The organism is Kosakonia sp., assembly GCF_032052965.1.
Lineage (GTDB): Bacteria > Pseudomonadota > Gammaproteobacteria > Enterobacterales > Enterobacteriaceae > Kosakonia.
On record NZ_DAMBVN010000020.1, the window covers coordinates 1 to 17,642 of the forward strand.

The window sequence follows — 17,642 nt, forward strand, 5'->3', positions numbered from 1 at the left end:
TTATCAGTATTCATCTTCTTATTCCTTTAAAAAGAGACAGCCACGCGCCAGTTAAGACTAAGATGATCCGGCCCCAGCCAGTCGGGATAGTCGAGCGGCGTTCCCACAGAAAGCTGGGTAGCAAACCAGCGACCGGCGCTGTTAAGCCCTGCCGCAGCGCCCCATAACGTGCCGGAGGCGTAATGATCGAGGCGGTCTTTTTCCAGCCAGCCGCCATCCAGCGCCGCCGTGGCGCTGATTTGCCCGAAAACAGGCAGGGTGAACAGGTTGTAGTTGAGTTCGTTACGCCAGTAGCCGCCGTTGTCGCCAGAGAGATATTGCTCTTTGAAACCGCGTACAGAGCTTTCTCCGCCGATGGTCAGACGTTCGCTACCATAGAGACGATCTGGCGACCACTGCCCATACAGGCTGGTCAGCCACATCATATTGTTGCTGACCGGGCGCTGGAAACTGGCGCTCAGGCTCCATTTACGGAATTCTGCGCGTGGCACATCGCCGATTTTGTCTTCGTCCGTTTCAGCATTGAACCAGGGCGTGCCGTGGCTGTAAGTCGGGTTGAAGGTTGCTACGCCGCCGAACATTTTCTGCGTATGGCTGATGCCAAGCTGCAGACTGGAAAGGTTACGCGTGCTGCTGACCAGCGGCGCATCGTTAAGCCAGTTGCGGCTTGAGCGCTGCGTCATGCCCGCCATCAGCGCGGTTTTCACGTCGCCGTTGCGAAACACCACGTGGGAAAAATTCAGGCGATGGGTTTTGGTGTCCCCGGTTGAGATCCACGGGAACCCCATATTGATAATGGTGGTGCGGTAATTGCTCCAGGCATAGCTGTAATCCAGCAGGCTGTAACCCCAGGGAATGCTGGCGCCTGCCTGGAAACTCTGCGCATCATAACCCGTGGCAAAATCACTGCTGCGCCCGCCGCTAACAAACCATTTATCGGCAAGGCCCAGCGGATTATTGGCGCTGAGCACACCATTTAACTGGTTTTCCCCGGTACTTTTCTGCCCGCTATTATCCAGCGAAATCGTAGCACTTAACGGAAATTCCGGCGTAGCTGTTAAATTTACAATGGAATAACCCGCCTGTTCCGCCGGTACTATTTCAATTTGTACCGGGTTGGCGCGCAAACGGTTAATTTGCTCCATGCCCTGCTCAATATCCCGCAGGTTTAATACTTTCCCTTCCAGACCCGGAAAAACCATTTTCAGCATGCGCGGCGAGTCACCTTCCAGGCGAATCTGGCTTAATTTCCCTTCCAGCACCACAATGCGCAGTTCCCCTTGCGACAGATCCTGCTCGGTGAGAAAAGCGCGGCTGGTAATATAACCCCGGCTAATATACCAGTCGGAAATGGCGGTGGTCAGTTCGGTTATTTTCGCCATGTCCAGGCAGCGGTTCTGCCAGGGGCCGATAAGTTTCTGCTGCGCCTTCGCGCTAATAAGGGTTACGCCAGAAAGGGTAATAGTCCGGATGGTAAAACAGGGGCCTTGCGCGGGGGTGTCGGGCGCGCTCTGGCTGGCGCGCGGCAACGGTGTGCTGCGATCCAACTCCTCACGCTGCAACTGGTTCTGGCGCAGCAACTGCTCCTGTTGTTGAAGCACGGCATCTCTGTCGGCAGGAGATAAAGGCGCAGCATGCGCTGTCGCTACAAATAATAACAATAAGGCCAGATAACGCACGATAACCATCCATGAGAAAAATGCTTAACCAGGAAATGCAAATTTCGGTTAAGTATCATTTAATTATTAGTTTTGAGTATAATCCTATGGAATAAATTACAAAGCAATATTCTTCGACGTAAATATGATATCCAGACAAAAATTTAGGATTAGATAAAGATATATTCAGGCAATAATCATTGATATCGGCGAAATAGAGTTAATGCAGCAATAAAAAAGCCTCCGGAAGGAGGCTTTAACGATACGATTACAGACGTTTAGCGTTTACGGATGTCAGGAATAATTAAATCGCCGCGAACGCGATACGCCCCCAGTACGTTTTGGGTTTTTTCATTCAGCCAGGCCACGATCTTCGCTGCCATTGCATCCATGGAATATTCAATGGCCGGAATAGTGGGTATGCCCGGCAAATGCAGCGAACCGGCAAGACTGAAGACCATAATGTCGCCAGGTACCGATTTATTAAACGCCTGCAACTGTGGGATAACCCGCTGCGCTTCCTGTTCGTCGGCTACCAGTAACGCATTGAAATTAAGCGTAGTCGCGTTATTAAGCAAAACCTGAAGCGCTACCGAGGAAGTGGTGCCATCCATAAACACCAGGTTGCGGTTAAACGGCAGAAAATTGTTTTCCAGCGCTAGCTTATACCCCAGCAAAACCTGGTCGGCAGCGGCACTGTTGGGATGAATAACAGCAATTTGCCGGCGGCTCTGGCTGATCAGATAATTACAGGCTGTTTCGGCTGCGAAAGCGTGATCTAACTGAATGCTGTTTGGCGAGGTTCCGCTGGATTCGACGCAGTCCACCAGAATGACATTCTCATCTTCAATATTGAGCGGAAAACGCGCGCCGATAATCAGCACATCATCACACAGGCCACACGTCAGTTCCTCCAGCGCGCTCATTACCTCGGGTTTGGTATTGGCGAAACGCAACAGCAGGTGTTTCTGATTCTGGCTTAAATGCTTTTCCAACGCATAAAGGTAGCCGGTGGTCTGGTTGATATTGTCCTGGGCGCAAATAACACCGATGCAGCCTGTCGACTGGCTGAGCAATGACTGCGCGATAACGTTGGGCCGGTAATTCAGCTCTTCAACCGCTTTCAGTACCGCGAGGCGACTGGCTTCCTTAACGCCGCGCGAACCACTCAACACCCGTGAGACTGTGGCTTTGGACACCCCAGCTAAACGTGATACATCGTTGATTGTAGACATCTTTCTCCCCAAACAGACGCCCTTCGCATCTGCATATTCCCATTACAGCAACGGTTAATCTATAACCGTCGGCAGTATAACGGTTTCGCTTTTTTATGGAAACCGATTTTCCATTTTTACCTTTTTGCTCTCATTTAACCGCCAAAATCCGTGATGCAAATCCAATAAACAGACCTCTTAGTGATCAGATATTGACAGCAATCACACTTCTATACCGAACAAATGGAAACCGGTTTCCGTATGATGTCCAATCATCCCCGCAATAACTATTTACATTTCGAGGATGATTAACGATGTACAGGATTATGTTGTGTTGCTCAGCCGGGATGTCCACCAGTTTACTGGTCAGCAAGATGCTAGAAGCCGCGAAGGAACGCGATTTATCGGTAGAGATTAATGCGTATGGCGTAGCGGAGTTTGACACGCAGTTTCCGCGTTATCAGGTCGTACTTCTCGGACCACAAGTAAAATACATGTTAAAAACGCTGTCAGAAAAGGCCGCCGCTCAGGGCATTCCGGTACAACCCATCGACCCGATGGATTACGGCATGCAACGTGGCGAAAAGGTGCTGGACTATGCTCTGTCGCTGATTGCAGCGGCACATTAACAAGGTGTTCTTATGAGTTCCTTATATCAATCAATGATTACGGTTATTGAGCAAACCATTACGCCGCTGGCCGGTCGTCTTGGGCAGCAAAAGTATGTCATCGCCATCCGCGACGGATTTACCGCCGCTCTGCCATTTATGATCATCGGCTCGTTTATGCTGGTGTTTATCTTCCCGCCGTTCTCCGCTGACACCACCGTGGGTTTTGCCCGCGCCTGGCTCGATTTTTCGACTGAATACCGCGAGCAGCTGATGTTGCCGTTTAACCTCAGTATGGGGGTTATGACGTTCTTTATTTCGGTGGGCATTGGCGCCAGCCTGGGTCGTCAATTTAATCTCGACCCGGTAATGACCGGCCTGCTGGCGTTTATGGCCTTTTTACTGGTTGCCGCCCCGTATGCCGACGGCAAAATTTCTACGCAGTACCTTTCCGGCCAGGGCATATTTACCGCGCTGCTGACTGCCATCTATTCCGCACGCGTCTATGCGTGGCTCAAACAACACAACATTACCATCCGCTTGCCGAAAGAGGTGCCGACGGGTGTTGCTCGTTCATTTGAAATCCTGATCCCGGTGCTGGTGATCATTGGCACGCTTCACCCGCTGAACCTGTTCATTGAAGCGCAAACCGGGATGATCCTGCCGCAGGCGATTATGCACCTGCTGGAGCCGCTGGTTTCGGCTTCGGATTCATTGCCCGCTATTCTGCTCTCGGTGCTGCTGTGCCAAATCTTCTGGTTTGCCGGTATTCATGGCTCGCTGATTGTTACTGGCATTATGAACCCGTTCTGGATGGCGAACCTCTCCGCCAACCAGGCGGCACTGGCAGCTGGCGCAGCGTTGCCGCATGTTTATCTGCAAGGGTTCTGGGATCACTACCTGCTGATCGGCGGTGTGGGTTCGACGTTGCCACTGGCTTTCCTGCTGCTGCGTAGCCGCGTTACCCATCTGCGGACCATTGGCAAAATGGGCGTGGTGCCCAGCTTTTTCAACATCAACGAACCGATCCTGTTCGGTGCGCCGATAATCATGAACCCCATGCTGTTTGTTCCCTTTGTTTGCGTGCCGCTGGTTAACGCCGTACTGGCCTATACCGCAACCAAAATGGGCCTGCTGGCGCAAGTCGTGTCGCTGACGCCGTGGACAACGCCCGCGCCGATTGGTGCATCCTGGGCGGCAAACTGGGCGTTAAGTCCGGTGGTGATGTGTCTGGTTTGTATGGTGATGTCCGCCCTGATGTATCTGCCGTTCCTGCGCGCCTATGAGCGCTCGCTGATGAAAACGGAAGAGCAAAAAGCGCAGAACAACGCGCCGATGACGGAAACCGTCCGCAGTAATTAAAAGGAGTAGGTAATGAAATACGTTTTTCCCGAAAACTTCTGGTGGGGTAGCGCCTGTTCGGCGCTGCAAACCGAAGGGGAAAGCCAGCAGGGCGGTAAAAGCGCCACCACATGGGATGCCTGGCATGCCCGTGAACCCTGGCGCTTTCACCAGCAGATTGGGCCGCAGGAAACATCAATGTTTTACCGCCACTGGCGGCAGGACATCGCCCTGTTGAAGCAGCTTAATCACAACAGTTTTCGCACCTCGTTGAGCTGGGCGCGGCTGATTCCGGACGGAACCGGCGAGGTGAACCCGCAGGCAGTGGCGTTTTATAACGACGTGATTGATGAACTGCTGGCGCAGGGTATTACGCCATTCATTACGCTGTTTCACTTCGATATGCCGATGGTGATGCAGGAGAAAGGCGGGTGGGAAAGCCGGGAAGTAGTGCAGGCCTTTAGCCGCTTCGCGCAGATCTGTTTTGAGCTGTTCGGCGACCGTGTTCAGCACTGGTTTACTTTTAACGAACCTATCGTGCCTGTTGAAGGCGGTTATTTATACGATTTTCACTACCCGAATGTGGTGGATTTCAAACGGGCGGCGACGGTGGCATACCACACGGTTCTGGCGCATGCCAGCGCGGTGCGGGCGTTTCGCGCCGGGCACTATTCCGGAGAGATTGGCATTGTCCTGAACCTGACGCCGTCCTATCCGCGTTCGCAGCATCCGGCGGATCGGCAGGCGGCGCATTATGCAGATTTGCTGTTTAACCGCAGTTTTCTCGACCCGGTACTGCGTGGCGAGTATCCCGCTGACCTGGTGGCGTTGCTGAAAGAGTACGATCAGCTGCCCGCCTGCCAGCCGGATGATATTGCGCTGATTGCAGAAGGGAAAATCGATCTGCTCGGCATTAACTATTACCAGCCACGGCGGGTAAAGTGCCGGGACAGTTCGGTTAATCCCGCAGCGCCGTTTATGCCAGAGTGGTTGTTTGATTATTACGATATGCCAGGCCGCAAAATGAATCCTTATCGCGGTTGGGAAATTTATGAGCCCGGCATTTACGATATTCTTATCAACCTGCGCGACAATTACGGTAACCCACGCTGTTTTATTTCTGAAAACGGCATGGGGGTCGAGAATGAACAACGCTTTATGGAAAACGGGCAAATTAACGATAGTTATCGTATTAACTTTGTTCGTGAACATCTCCAATGGTTGCATAAAGGTATAAGCGAAGGTTGTCATTGTCTCGGTTACCACATGTGGACATTTATTGATAACTGGTCATGGTGTAACGCTTATAAAAATCGTTACGGCTTTGTGCAATTAGATTTGGAAACCCAGCAACGTACCATTAAGAAAAGCGGAGAGTGGTTCGCAGCTACCGCCGCTCAAAATGGTTTTAATCAGGAATAAATTTTATGGTCGCACTTGAAGAAGCGGTAATGGAAATTATCGTCAATGCCGGGCAGTCACGCAGCTTATGTTTTGAAGCACTGCGCGCGGCAAGGGAAGGGAACATGGAAGAGGCCCGCAGTCTGTTGCGAGAAGCCGATGGTTACTCACGCCAGGCGCATCAGATGCAAACCAAATTAATTGAACAGGATGCCGGTGAAGCCCGCCAGCCGATGACATTAATTATGGTGCATGCCCAGGATCATTTAATGACCTCGTTGCTGGCGCGTGAATTATCGGAGGAAATTATCCAGCTGTATCAACGTTAATAAATGGAGAATTGATTACGGTAAATCTTAATAACTCTGTACCCATGTTTATAAAATAAAGAGTCTGGTTTTGATGATGGCAATATTCCCTGCTCGTTCGGGAAGGGAAGGTTATTGTCTGAGAACAACTTACTAAATTGAGATAACCATGAGAATAAATCAAAAACTTCCAGTGGCGCTGGCGGTTGCGGCCTCTCTTTGCTCTGGATCCGTCTTCGCACAAGAATTTACTCAAGAGCAAATCGACGCCATCGTCGCCAAAGCGGTGGATAAAGCACTGGCGGAACGTCAGGCGAAAATGGATGCCGCCATCAATAAGAAAGCGGATGTCGTTGTCGAACCGCAAAGCACGGCACAAACGCCAGACATGGCAATACCCTACGGTGTGAAATTCAGCGGCTACGCCCGTTACGGCGCGCACTTCCAGAGCGGCGATCAAAAATATGTCGGCGTTGACGGCTCCTATAATGGTGCGTCGGCTATTGGCCGTCTCGGTAACGAAGGCAATGGCGGTGAATTCCAGCTTTCAAAAGCGTTTAAAGGCGACAACGGCGCCATTTGGGACGTTAACGTCATGTTCGACCACTGGGGCGATGAAGTTAACCTGAAAAAAGCGTATGCCGGCGTCACCAATCTGCTGGCCTCGAATCCGAATGCGTACTTCTGGGCCGGGCGCGATTTCCACCAGCGTCCACAACAGGGGATCAACGACTACTTCTGGATGAACCACGATGGCCAGGGCGCCGGAGTGAAAAACTTCGACATTGGCGGCGTGCAGTTTGACGTCGCCGCCGTGGGCGCGATTGAGTCCTGTAGCCCTGAAGTGCTGGAGGATGAAGCCAACCCGTCGCGCATTACCTGTACCGGCAGCTCTAACGTGGGTGATAAAGGCAATTACGCCATTACCTCGAAAGTGCACGGTATGAAAGTCGGGCCGCTCGATCTGGAGATTTACGCCAACTACGGCTTTGATTCGAAAGCGATTGAGAGTGAAGATCGCCTGAAAGCCTGGCAGGGCGGCGTGGTGCTGAGCCATACCAATGACCACGGCGTTAACAAAGTGATCGCCCGTTACTCCGATAATTCAGATAACAGCGTCTTTAACAAAACCGACGATCTCACTGCGATTTATGCCAGCTTCGAAGGGAGCTACAAATTCTCGCAGCAAACGCAGGTGGATTACTTGCTGGCATTCCATGATTACGACAACAGCAACATTAAGTCGGACAACCGCCGCAACTATGGTGTGATTGTTCGCCCAATGCACTGGTGGAACGATGTGCATTCCACCTGGCTGGAAGCGGGCTATCAGCGCGTAGATTATGACGATGGCGGCGACAACCACGGCTGGAAAGTGACCCTCTCGCAAAACATCTCCATTGCGATGGGGCCAGAGTTCCGCCCGATGCTGCGCTTCTACGTCACGGGCGGCGAAGTGGATAACAAACGTACCGCCCGTGTCAACGGTACCAATGACACCACGCTCGACTCCTTTAACGTCGGTGCGATGTGGGAAGCCTGGTTCTGATGTAAAAACCGGGGGCGGTCACCCTCAACCGCCTCCGGTCAAACTCTGCACATGTGTTATGCTTTACGGCCTATTCATACGTTATCAGCATGACAGAGTTGGATTAGAAAATGGGTTCCACGAAAAAAGGGATGCTTTGCGTACTGGCCGCGGCCGTTTTATGGGGGAGTTCCGGGGTTTGCGCGCAGTACATTATGGAGAAGAGCCATATCTCCTCGCCGTGGTTAACCATGACGCGACTGTTGTTCACCGGCGTGATTTTATTGACGCTCTCCTTTGTGAATGGCGACAAGATTTTCGCCATCCTTAAAAGCCGTAAAGACACCTTCAGTTTGCTGTTTTTTTCGCTATTTGGCGCACTGATTGTGCAGCTCACTTTTTTACTGACGATTGAGAAATCCAACGCCGCCACCGCGACGGTACTGCAATTTTTATCGCCAACCATTATCGTGGCGTGGTTTGCGCTGGTGCGTAAAGCCCGGCCAACATTGCCGGTGGGCGCGGCCATCCTTACGTCGCTGGTGGGCACATTTCTGCTGGTCACGCATGGCAATCTGACGTCGTTATCCATTTCGCCCGAAGCGCTGCTGTGGGGGATTGTATCGGCATTTTCCGCCGCGTTTTATACCACTTACCCGTCAGCGTTGATTGCCCGCTATGGCACACTGCCGATCGTTGGCTGGAGCATGTTGCTGGCGGGACTGATGCTGACGCCGTTCTTCGCCGGGAAAGGGACAGACTTTGTCGTTGATGGCAGCCTGTTAATGGCCTTTTTCTACCTGATTGTCATCGGTACGGCGCTCACCTTCAGCCTATATTTGAAAGGCGCTCAACTGATTGGCGGCTCGAAGGCGAGTATTCTCAGTTGCGCCGAACCGTTAAGCAGCGCCCTGCTTTCCGTTGCGCTTCTGGGTGTGGCCTTTTCACTGCCGGACTGGATGGGAACCCTGCTGATTGTGTCGTCAGTGGTGCTGATCTCTCTCGACTCGCGCCGTAAAATCCGCGCCGCCTGAACGCGGCACGGATGACGGTTTGTCAGGCGGGCTATGCTTTGACTTTCACTTTTGCCGCTACCAGCAGCGCCGTCAGCAACATCAGGCTGCCGGAAAGCACCAGCGGCGACAATAAACCGTAGTGATCCAGCGCGAAACCGCCAATGGCTGCACCACAGGTGTTCGCCAGCTGGATCACCGCGACCTGAATAGAACCGGCCTTTTCCGCCTGATCGGCTAGCGAGCGGGTGATCCAGGTCGACCACCCCACCGGCACCAGCGCAAAGCCCAGCCCCCAGACAATCGCAATCCCGGCGGCGACCACTTTGTCTGAACCCCAGAAAATTAATACCACCGCGCTGACCGCTAACGTCAGCGGCGCCAGCGCCAGCGCCATTTTCACCGAGCGTTTCATGACCACAGACGAGAACGATGTTCCCACAAAGCTGGCAATACCAAAGCTCAGCAACACCAGCGTTAAGCCGTCAACATCAAACCCGGCCAGCGTCATATACACCGGGCGAATATAGGTAAAAAACGAGAACTGCCCGGCGAAGACCATAAAAATAGCCAGCATCCCGGCTATCACTCCAGGGCGTTTCAGCAAGCCAAACATGTTCTGATGGTGCTCGGTTTTCCCCGGTAGCGTGGGCAGCGCCACCCAAACCCAGGCGATACAGGCGAAGCCCATCACCGCTGCGGCGTTAAACACATTACGCCAGCCAATGATCCCGCCAAGAAAACTGCCTAATGGCGCGGCGATCACCAGGGCGACAGACACCGCGCCAAAAATCACCGACAGCGCTTTGGGAATGGTGCGCGTCGGCACCAGGCGCATGGTTAGCGAGGCCGACATTGCCCAGAAACCACCCAAGGCCAGCCCCAGGCATGCGCGTCCGAGCAACAGCAAAGTGAAGCTACTGGCGAAAGAAACCAGCAGACAGGAGAGGGTCAACAGCACGGCAAATGCAATCACCACATAACGCCGGTCCGTCGCACGAATTATATTCGTGATAAACAGGCTGGCGAACATCGCGACAAAGGCCGTAACGGTAACCGTTTGCCCGGCAACGCCTTCAGACACGCCCAGGTCGAGCGCCATTGGCGTTAGCAGACTGACCGGCAGAAACTCGACCGTAATCAGGCACGCCACGCAGAATGCCACGGCAAAAACGGCGGACCAGTTGGGGCGGGTTACCGCATCCGTTGAAGATGGCGTCACAGATTGCTCAATCATTAATCACCCGCGTCGTTTTTATTCGTGAAAGTCGCGCAGTGTAACATTCAAAATCTGTGACGCAATTAACAATTTGGCAACTCTTCCGGCGGCGGGACGTTACGTGTTGCGGGCTTTATGTGCCGCTGTTACCAGGCCAGTGATCCACGCCTGATGGGCGTTAATCATCGGGTTCGGTATTGTACTGGCCAGTTGTTGAGCCGGGACGCCAGTTTGCGACTCCTGCGTCAGAATACGCACGCGACCGCCGGGCAAGTCTTCGAACAACCACGCATGGATCACATCCAGTCGCAAGCTGACGTCGCCTTCAACCCAACCGTACCACGCTATTCGCGCGGCCTGGCCTTCCATGGGCGGTACGTATTCACTCACCTGCGCCTCGACCTGAAAACCGAACGTGGTAAAGCGGAACCGGGCATTGGCGCTTAACAGCGGGCCGCTGCCGTCATGGAAACGAATATCCTGCGCGTTACTGTAATAAGTCGGCCACAGTGTGGTGTCGTTCAGTTGCGCCCAGATCTCCTGCGCAGTAAGCCCCGGGACAATCATTTCGTTGGAGGCAAAGTTATCCGTTGTGCCGGGCAGGTAGTCTTGCGGCCAGACAATGGCGCTTTGGGTCAGGGATTGATTCATGGTGTACCTCGTCAGTGATTAACGAGGGTCACTATGCGTAGCACCGTGTTATAAATCTAATCGCGATAGTTTATAAGGGCTATTACGGGGCGTGATATCAGTGCAGCCAGTGCACTCCTTCTTCAGGCATAAACAACGCGTTATAGCGCATCTGGAAATTGTTCAATTCGGCGTTGTCCGGCTCCAGCTCGCGTAAAAAACCGAGTGCCAGGCGTACCTGCGCATCCGTGACGGGCGCAGCAAGCCGCGCTTTTTGCATCAGCCGGTGCCAGTACTGCAGGTTTTGCTCACTACCGTCGACAATGCACACCTGCCAAATCAGCAGCACTTGCGCCGCATTTTGCAAATGCGCCTCGTCCGGGCGCGCCAGGTAAGCCAGATATTCCGCACCAGCGGTTTTACCCATCTGGTCGATCATTGATTCAACCGGCACGGGCTGGAGCGTGAGTCTGTCGGTGAGACGGCGTATTGCACGGCGGGAGTCGGAGGTTAATACCCTGAAACCAATTACAAAAACAACTACCAGCGTTGCCAACATCAACCAAATCATAACCGCTCCAGGGGCAGAAAAGAGGCTCATCATACGGGTAAAACACGCACCACGGACAGCCGTAAATGCGATAATCTTTATTATCACCAGCCCGGGTCATTATCATGAATCACGATATCAGAAACCTCGATCTCAACCTGTTAAAAGCCCTCGATGCGCTGCTGGATGAGCGTAATGTGACGCGTGCCGCAGCGCGTCTTTCGTTAACCCAACCGGCGGTGAGCGGCATGCTGACGCGCCTGCGTGATTACTTTGCCGACCCGCTGTTTATTCGTGCGCCGCACGGTATGGTGCCAACCGTACGTGCACAGGGGCTGGCGGAACCGGTGAAACGCATCCTTGCGGATATCGAGGTGTTACTTCAACCTGCCGCCTTTGTGCCACAAACCGCCACGCTCACCTGGACGCTGGCCGCCACGGATTACGCGCTCAAAGTGGTGATCGTGCCGTTTATTGCCCGCCTGAAACAGCTTGCGCCAGGTATTCGCGTGCGAGTGGAAACGGTAGAGCCTCAACGATTGGTAAGTCAGCTTGAACGTGGCGAAGTGGATATCGCGTTGATGACGCCTTACAGCACACCGCCGGAGCTGCACAGCCGGGTGCTGTTTGATGAACATTTTGTCTGCATGATGCGCGCCAATCATCCCGACGCCGCGCCAGGGCAGTTATCGCTGGATCGCTTCTGTGCACTGGAGCATGCGCTGGTTTCGTGGGATGGCGACCGCTTTCGCGGCGTTGTAGATGGCGCGCTGGCAGCACAGAGCAGAACGCGGCGTGTGGGCGTGTCGGTGAGCAATTTCCTGATCCTGCCGGAGCTGCTGGCGGTGAGCGATATGATTGCCGTAGTACCGCAGCGCCTCGCCAGGCTGGCACCCGGCATGTGTACACTGGACACGCCGCTGCCCGTGCCGGGATTTACCAAAACCATGACCTGGCATGCACGTACCCACCGCGACCCAGCCCACCTGTGGCTACGAAATTTACTGCTGGAAAGCAGCATGAGTGAGCTTGCTTAAGAAAATTCTTAAAAGATGAGGAGTAGCGGTAAATCACTTAATAGTAGGGTTTGCCCGAATCGAAGAGTTGCGGGAAAATTTTGCGCTACAAACCTGAAATAATTTTCCTGAGGCGACATGATTTCACTGGATGAAATATGGACTGCCCGACAGCAGCTACGTGACTGGTTGCAAGCCGGGGAGTACGAGAAACTGACGCAATTTTTTAGCGTCGCAGAAAAAAACTGGCAATCCAACAAGGATGATCCCCTCTATCCGCTGATAAGCCAGTACACCTTTCTGTTCACGCCTTTATTATTCAGCGACGAGACAATAGCCCTGTCGTTAACGGCCTGGCATCAAAGCCAGCCGCAGTCCAGCTACCCTTGCGAAATGCTCGCGCAACGCTGGCTGGAGATAGCGGCGAAAGCGCGTGGAACGCACGCTGCAGATCATGTCACCGCTAACCAGTGGATCCGGGCCAAAATCAGTAGCGATCTGATGTTTTACTGGGCGGCCAAAGCCCTGTCGCTGAACAGTACGACGCCGACCATGTATTACCATTTACTGGTCGCAACCGGGCATTTTCAGGAGCCTGAGTGGTTCCACCAGGCACACGAGCCTGTCCATTTTGATCTTGCCGCCTATACGCCGGAAGCCATCACATTTGCCCGCTCGCTCGGTGGATTACCCCTGTCCGAAGCCCCGGTGTTTACCGGCCTTCCTGTCGCCAACGAGGTGGAAACACGTAATCCCCTTATCTATTGGCTGAACCGGGCACTGGAATGCGACGCGGATAATATGCCGATACGCGAACAGTTCATTCATTACCTTTACCCGCGCTGGTACGGAGATGAGGAACACGCCTCGCTGGACGCCTTCCTCGCCAGTGATTACTGCGCTCCCTTACCGGAAACCCGGCGTAATAAGCTTTATAGCGTGAAACTGCTGGATAAACTGGCGAACCCTCAACACTGGCCGGAGAAAAGTAAGATCGGCAAAGTGCGAAAATTCGATGAGCTCTGCCAGCAATTATTAACGCTGGACGTGTCGGAAGAGGATAAAGCCTCGCTGCATTACACGTATTTGAATATCTGTACCCATTTCCTGCTCGACGACGACAATAATTTTTATGCGGAAAGCCCACGTTTCGCCCGACACATTTACGACAGCATTCATTTTATTTTGCACAGTAACGCATGGCGTTTACTTGTCGAGCAGGAAGGGGCTTTACTGTTCTGGTTGTTAACGGTGCTATGTCACAAAGAATACCAACTCAGTGATGATAAGGCGTTGCTCAAACGCTACTTTGACCTCACTGGCGCGCGCTGTGAAAGCGCCATGGAAATGCTGTTCAGTGTCTATTTGCGTCTCTTTCCGCTGCAGGATATTCAGTTACCTGGCCCGGTTGAACCTTGGATCGCACGTCTGTTGCAAACGGAGGACAGGCTGCCGATTGAACTGCTGAATACCACGTTAAACAGGCTATGCTTCTTTCAACAGAAAGCGCAGGCACAGGCTTTTTTAACACAGTTAGGCGAGCGTGACTTTGCACCAGCACTGCTTTTATTGAGCGAGATCTACGCCGGAATGGATCCGGTCGCGGCAGAGAATTTACAGCTCACGCCTTCGCAAGAGAAATCCGCTGTGGCGCTTGAACGAGCCTGTCGTACGCATTCGCCAGAAGCCCTGTTTCGTAAAAGCCGCATTCTGGAGATGCAGTCCGGCCGGGAGGCTCTGGAAGAACGGCTGACGTTACTGGCAGAAGCCACCGCAAAAGGCCACGCGCTGGCGCAGTATGATTATGCCTGTGCGCTCTTCTGGTCGCTGGAACTTGCGCACCAGAAGCTGGCGGTAGAAGAGATCTGCCCACAGGTCTTACTGGGCGCAAGGGTTGATAGCGAGAAACTGGCCTATATCGCCTATCTGTACGCGTTTGGTTTGTATAACCGGCGAGGCGGCTTGCGCAGAAACTGTTATCTGATGGTTTACTGGTTAAGTTATGCGACGCAGCTTGCACCAGGGGAGATGCATTACCAAAAAATGGCCGTCTGCCATAGCAGAAAATACCGTGGATTTTTGGTGTTGTGGCTGTTTGCCAAAATGGCGAAGAAAAAAGCGCCGGCCTGGCAACTTAACCTGTTAGAAAGTCTGGGAATGAAGGAGGACTAATCAATGTCTGTGACCTTATGGGGTGTCGTCATTTTTGCTTTAATTTGTGCCTTTCGCACGGATAAAGAGATGAAACACTATCTTCACGCGCCGCTGCCGCGCAAAAAGTGATCCTCAGCGCGCCGCTTACCTCTTAAGCGGCGCGCCGTGGCGGGTTTATTCGAAGAACAATCCAAGCTTATTAAACACGCCGGGATCGGTCTGGTGGCGGATAATTTGCACCACATCTTCCAGCTTATCTATTTGACTGATCATCTGTTCCAGACGCTGATCGTTGGCGACCTGAAGCCAGATGCGGCTCTGCTCGCCGTTTTGGAGCGGTAAACAGAGGATCCCTTCAACGTTGAATGCCCGCCGGGCAAACAACCCACATACGTGTGTCATCACACCCGGGTGGTTACGCACGGTGAGTTCGAGAATGACGTTATCAGTTGCTTGCATGGTTTATTCCCCCACCATTTCTGTGTTTGCCGCGCCTGGCGGCACCATCGGGTAGACTTTTTCCTGCGGGTCGATACGCACATGGATCAGCGCCGGCCCCGGACGGTTAATGATCTCCTGCAAGGCGGCTTGCGGGTCGGCAACCTCGTTCAAATCACAAGTGTGCAGGCCAAACCCGGCAGCAATCTGGGTGAAATTAATCATTCCCGGGTAGGTAGCCGCAAATACCCCTTGTTTATAGAACAGGCTTTGTTGCTGATGCACCAGGCCCAGCGCTTCGTTATTCATCAGAATGATTTTGACATCCAGATTGTTTTCCGCGGCGGTGGCCATCTCCTGAATGTTCATCATCAGGCTGCCGTCGCCAGAGAAACAAATCACCTTACGCGCCGGGTTCGCCAGCGCCGCGCCAATTGCTGTTGGCAAACCAAAGCCCATGGTTCCCAGACCGCCCGAAGTCAGCCACTGGCGCGGACGGTTCAGCGGATAAGCCTGCGCCGTCCACATCTGATGCTGACCCACATCGGTAGTAATAATCGCCTCGTCATCAACGCAGGCGGCAACCGCATTGATCAGACCGTAGTGCGTCAGTGGATCGCCCGCCTGCGGGATCGCCCCCGGAAATTCCTGCTGTAACTGTGTGACCAGGTTACGCCAGCTATGACGCGAATGCGCTTCAACGTGCGGGATCAGCGCATCGAGCACTTCCGCCACATCGCCCTGGATCGCCACATGCGCCTGCTTAATTTTGCCCAGCTCGGCGCGATCTATATCGACATGAATGATTTTGGCGTTCGGGCAAAATTGCTCGGTTTTGCCAATCGCCCGGTCATCAAAACGAGCCCCCAATACGACCAGTAAGTCTGCCTCATGCAAGATATGGTTAGTGCTACGTGCACCATGCATGCCCAGCATCCCCAGCGATAACGGGTGATGTTTTGGCAACATGCCGAGTGCCATCAGCGTCATGGTGGTGGGCAGATTGGCTTTTTCCGCCAGCAGACGTACCTGCTTCGGCGCATTGATCACCCCGCCGCCCAGGTAGAGCACCGGGCGTTGCGCAGCATTGATCATGGCGGCAGCATCGCGCACGTTTTGCGCGTTATATGCAGGTGCAGGCGCTTTGCCTCCGGGTTCCGGCAGCTCGCTGAGGGTGATTTCCGCGGTCTGCACATCTTTAGGAATATCTATCCACACCGGGCCAGGGCGACCGGATTGCGCAATACGGAACGCATCGCTGATCACCTGCGGCAATTCGGCAATGTCACGGACCAGGTAGTTGTGCTTAGTGATGGGGATAGAGATGCCGTAAGTGTCGACTTCCTGGAATGCATCGGTGCCGATCATTGAAGCCGGCACCTGGCCGGTAATGCAGATCAGCGGAATGGAATCGAGCCGTGCATCGGCAATAGCCGTCACCAGATTTGTCGCACCCGGTCCGCTGCAGGCCATACAGACCGCGGGTTTGCCCTGCGTACGCGCCATCCCCTGGGCGATAAACCCGGCACCCTGTTCGTGGCGAGCAAGGATATGACGGATTTGCTTACTCTGGCTTAATGCGTCGTATAACGGGAGCACCGTACCGCCGGGGATCCCGGTAACGGTGGTGATCCCCTGACGTTCCAGTAAATGAACAATCAGTTGCGCGCCGGTGTAGCGCGTAGGTTGTGATGTTGTGCCCGAACTTGCCATGCTCCAGTCCTTCTTCTGGGCCGACTTTCCAGGGAGGCTAAAACGAAAAACCCCGCCCGGTTTGCGCCGGCGGGGTTTTGGAATCGTGTGTTGTTCCGGACCCTACGGCGCATTGCCGACGACCACCACCACACGCACGACGACCACCGCGGCGTTATGCGCGGTTTTTAGTAGGTTCATCGACATCGTGGAAGCGTTCATTAGGGACCTGTTTGTAAAAGGTTAACGAGATTTATACAAACACAGGTTTTTGCCGCCGACAACTGCTTTTTACGCACCGGCAGAAAAATGGGGGAAGGATCACGTTAATTTGCACAAGCTCTGAAAACAAAAAACCCCGCCGGAGCGAGGTTTTTAACAGCTTTTTGCGGTTGGTTGCCGCAAAGCACACTGCGTTAGGTCAACGGCAAAACTATACGCCAAATCTACACGCGGCGCAATTTCAGCACAGTTTTTCCCGCATTAACTATGGACCACTTGCTAAAATTTGTCCAAAAAATACTGTATGCATAAACAGTATTTATATATAATAACTCTGTTAACGAAGGTGCAGGGGCCGCTTTGTTCAACGGCGCAAACATAGTCCTGGCTGAAACGGGTGGTGCCGTCAGCGCCTTAACCCCTGAAGAGCACACTGCGTTACGTCAACAACAGACTGATAACAGGCAGCGGAAAGGTACATCAGTCGGTGCTCCTTAAACCAGAGGAGACGCGTATGGGCGGAATGGATATGGTTATTCTCATCCTGAAACTCATTGTTGCTTTGCTGCAACTGCTTGATGCAGTCCTGAAATACCTGCGGTAATTCAGGTTCAAGCCGCACCAAAGAGGGGCGGGAAACCGCCCCTCTT

At 53.3% G+C, this 17,642-nt stretch carries 17 protein-coding genes; 9 read left to right on the forward strand and 8 right to left on the reverse strand.

Going from position 1 to position 17,642, the window contains the following annotated elements; genetic code table 11:
* Window positions 1-26 precede the first annotated feature (26 nt).
* Together RTX30_RS19040 and RTX30_RS19045 are read right to left on the reverse strand one after the other, a co-directional pair.
* Entirely contained in the window at window positions 27-1,688 is a 1,662-nt protein-coding gene (locus RTX30_RS19040; RefSeq protein WP_312691732.1) for a ShlB/FhaC/HecB family hemolysin secretion/activation protein, read from the reverse strand.
* 248 nt (window positions 1,689-1,936) lie between these two features.
* Window positions 1,937-2,893: a LacI family DNA-binding transcriptional regulator gene (locus RTX30_RS19045; protein ID WP_312691733.1), complete on the reverse strand. Its 957-nt coding sequence runs from the start codon at window positions 2,891-2,893 to the stop codon at window positions 1,937-1,939.
* A gap of 293 nt (window positions 2,894-3,186) precedes the next feature.
* Between RTX30_RS19045 and RTX30_RS19050 the strand changes: the two genes are divergently transcribed.
* The 6 genes from RTX30_RS19050 to RTX30_RS19075 all read left to right on the forward strand — a co-directional run bounded on the left by RTX30_RS19050 (window position 3,187) and on the right by RTX30_RS19075 (window position 9,092).
* Window positions 3,187-3,501, forward strand: coding sequence for a PTS sugar transporter subunit IIB (locus RTX30_RS19050; protein WP_312691734.1), 315 nt, complete (start codon window positions 3,187-3,189; stop codon window positions 3,499-3,501).
* A gap of 12 nt (window positions 3,502-3,513) precedes the next feature.
* Complete coding sequence (locus RTX30_RS19055; protein WP_312691735.1) at window positions 3,514-4,842, forward strand: PTS transporter subunit EIIC; 1,329 nt, start codon at window positions 3,514-3,516, stop codon at window positions 4,840-4,842.
* Window positions 4,843-4,854: 12 nt separating this feature from the next.
* Window positions 4,855-6,243, forward strand: a complete 1,389-nt coding sequence (locus RTX30_RS19060) for a glycoside hydrolase family 1 protein (protein ID WP_312691736.1) — start codon at window positions 4,855-4,857, stop codon at window positions 6,241-6,243.
* A 5-nt stretch (window positions 6,244-6,248) separates the two neighbouring features.
* The gene (locus RTX30_RS19065; protein WP_312691737.1) at window positions 6,249-6,551 is read left to right on the forward strand and encodes a PTS lactose/cellobiose transporter subunit IIA; all 303 of its coding nucleotides are present in this window, start codon (window positions 6,249-6,251) and stop codon (window positions 6,549-6,551) included.
* Window positions 6,552-6,699: 148 nt separating this feature from the next.
* Window positions 6,700-8,079: a carbohydrate porin gene (locus RTX30_RS19070; protein WP_312691738.1), complete on the forward strand. Its 1,380-nt coding sequence runs from the start codon at window positions 6,700-6,702 to the stop codon at window positions 8,077-8,079.
* 110 nt (window positions 8,080-8,189) lie between these two features.
* The gene (locus RTX30_RS19075; RefSeq protein WP_312691739.1) at window positions 8,190-9,092 is read left to right on the forward strand and encodes an EamA family transporter; all 903 of its coding nucleotides are present in this window, start codon (window positions 8,190-8,192) and stop codon (window positions 9,090-9,092) included.
* Window positions 9,093-9,123: 31 nt separating this feature from the next.
* Here RTX30_RS19075 and nepI read toward each other — a convergent pair whose 3' ends face one another.
* The 3 genes from nepI to RTX30_RS19090 all read right to left on the reverse strand — a co-directional run bounded on the left by nepI (window position 9,124) and on the right by RTX30_RS19090 (window position 11,491).
* Complete coding sequence (gene nepI / locus RTX30_RS19080; RefSeq protein ID WP_312691740.1) at window positions 9,124-10,308, reverse strand: purine ribonucleoside efflux pump NepI; 1,185 nt, start codon at window positions 10,306-10,308, stop codon at window positions 9,124-9,126.
* A gap of 99 nt (window positions 10,309-10,407) precedes the next feature.
* Window positions 10,408-10,941, reverse strand: coding sequence for an SRPBCC domain-containing protein (locus RTX30_RS19085; RefSeq protein WP_312691741.1), 534 nt, complete (start codon window positions 10,939-10,941; stop codon window positions 10,408-10,410).
* A 97-nt stretch (window positions 10,942-11,038) separates the two neighbouring features.
* Window positions 11,039-11,491 (reverse strand): DUF1198 domain-containing protein, encoded by a 453-nt coding sequence (locus tag RTX30_RS19090; RefSeq protein WP_312691742.1) that lies wholly within the window; start codon window positions 11,489-11,491, stop codon window positions 11,039-11,041.
* Window positions 11,492-11,595: 104 nt separating this feature from the next.
* On the opposite strand from RTX30_RS19090, the gene RTX30_RS19095 reads away from it, so the two are divergent.
* Window positions 11,596-12,507 (forward strand): LysR family transcriptional regulator, encoded by a 912-nt coding sequence (locus RTX30_RS19095; protein ID WP_312691743.1) that lies wholly within the window; start codon window positions 11,596-11,598, stop codon window positions 12,505-12,507.
* Window positions 12,508-12,624: 117 nt separating this feature from the next.
* Window positions 12,625-14,658, forward strand: a complete 2,034-nt coding sequence (locus RTX30_RS19100) for a DUF4034 domain-containing protein (RefSeq protein WP_312691744.1) — start codon at window positions 12,625-12,627, stop codon at window positions 14,656-14,658.
* Between the two features lie 156 nt (window positions 14,659-14,814).
* Here the strand turns inward: RTX30_RS19100 and ilvN are convergent, their stop codons facing one another.
* The 3 genes from ilvN to ivbL all read right to left on the reverse strand — a co-directional run bounded on the left by ilvN (window position 14,815) and on the right by ivbL (window position 16,992).
* The gene (ilvN, locus tag RTX30_RS19105; RefSeq protein ID WP_312691745.1) at window positions 14,815-15,099 is read right to left on the reverse strand and encodes an acetolactate synthase small subunit; all 285 of its coding nucleotides are present in this window, start codon (window positions 15,097-15,099) and stop codon (window positions 14,815-14,817) included.
* Window positions 15,100-15,102: 3 nt separating this feature from the next.
* The gene (ilvB, locus tag RTX30_RS19110) at window positions 15,103-16,791 is read right to left on the reverse strand and encodes an acetolactate synthase large subunit (protein ID WP_312691746.1); all 1,689 of its coding nucleotides are present in this window, start codon (window positions 16,789-16,791) and stop codon (window positions 15,103-15,105) included.
* A 102-nt stretch (window positions 16,792-16,893) separates the two neighbouring features.
* The gene (ivbL, locus tag RTX30_RS19115; RefSeq protein ID WP_139227959.1) at window positions 16,894-16,992 is read right to left on the reverse strand and encodes an ilvB operon leader peptide IvbL; all 99 of its coding nucleotides are present in this window, start codon (window positions 16,990-16,992) and stop codon (window positions 16,894-16,896) included.
* A 514-nt stretch (window positions 16,993-17,506) separates the two neighbouring features.
* Here ivbL and tisB point away from each other — a divergent pair.
* Window positions 17,507-17,596, forward strand: coding sequence for a type I toxin-antitoxin system toxin TisB (gene tisB / locus RTX30_RS19120; protein ID WP_312691747.1), 90 nt, complete (start codon window positions 17,507-17,509; stop codon window positions 17,594-17,596).
* Window positions 17,597-17,642: the final 46 nt, after the last annotated feature.

Bases quoted from the DNA above. Each gene is read 5' to 3' on its own strand.
- RTX30_RS19040 (WP_312691732.1), bottom strand. From the start codon at position 1,688: ATGGTTATCGTGCGTTATCTGGCCTTATTGTTATTATTTGTAGCGACA.
- RTX30_RS19045 (WP_312691733.1), bottom strand. From the start codon at position 2,893: ATGTCTACAATCAACGATGTATCACGTTTAGCTGGGGTGTCCAAAGCC.
- RTX30_RS19050 (WP_312691734.1), top strand. From the start codon at position 3,187: ATGTACAGGATTATGTTGTGTTGCTCAGCCGGGATGTCCACCAGTTTA.
- RTX30_RS19055 (WP_312691735.1), top strand. From the start codon at position 3,514: ATGAGTTCCTTATATCAATCAATGATTACGGTTATTGAGCAAACCATT.
- RTX30_RS19060 (WP_312691736.1), top strand. From the start codon at position 4,855: ATGAAATACGTTTTTCCCGAAAACTTCTGGTGGGGTAGCGCCTGTTCG.
- RTX30_RS19065 (WP_312691737.1), top strand. From the start codon at position 6,249: ATGGTCGCACTTGAAGAAGCGGTAATGGAAATTATCGTCAATGCCGGG.
- RTX30_RS19070 (WP_312691738.1), top strand. From the start codon at position 6,700: ATGAGAATAAATCAAAAACTTCCAGTGGCGCTGGCGGTTGCGGCCTCT.
- RTX30_RS19075 (WP_312691739.1), top strand. From the start codon at position 8,190: ATGGGTTCCACGAAAAAAGGGATGCTTTGCGTACTGGCCGCGGCCGTT.
- nepI (WP_312691740.1), bottom strand. From the start codon at position 10,308: ATGATTGAGCAATCTGTGACGCCATCTTCAACGGATGCGGTAACCCGC.
- RTX30_RS19085 (WP_312691741.1), bottom strand. From the start codon at position 10,941: ATGAATCAATCCCTGACCCAAAGCGCCATTGTCTGGCCGCAAGACTAC.
- RTX30_RS19090 (WP_312691742.1), bottom strand. From the start codon at position 11,491: ATGATTTGGTTGATGTTGGCAACGCTGGTAGTTGTTTTTGTAATTGGT.
- RTX30_RS19095 (WP_312691743.1), top strand. From the start codon at position 11,596: ATGAATCACGATATCAGAAACCTCGATCTCAACCTGTTAAAAGCCCTC.
- RTX30_RS19100 (WP_312691744.1), top strand. From the start codon at position 12,625: ATGATTTCACTGGATGAAATATGGACTGCCCGACAGCAGCTACGTGAC.
- ilvN (WP_312691745.1), bottom strand. From the start codon at position 15,099: ATGCAAGCAACTGATAACGTCATTCTCGAACTCACCGTGCGTAACCAC.
- ilvB (WP_312691746.1), bottom strand. From the start codon at position 16,791: ATGGCAAGTTCGGGCACAACATCACAACCTACGCGCTACACCGGCGCG.
- ivbL (WP_139227959.1), bottom strand. From the start codon at position 16,992: ATGAACGCTTCCACGATGTCGATGAACCTACTAAAAACCGCGCATAAC.
- tisB (WP_312691747.1), top strand. From the start codon at position 17,507: ATGGGCGGAATGGATATGGTTATTCTCATCCTGAAACTCATTGTTGCT.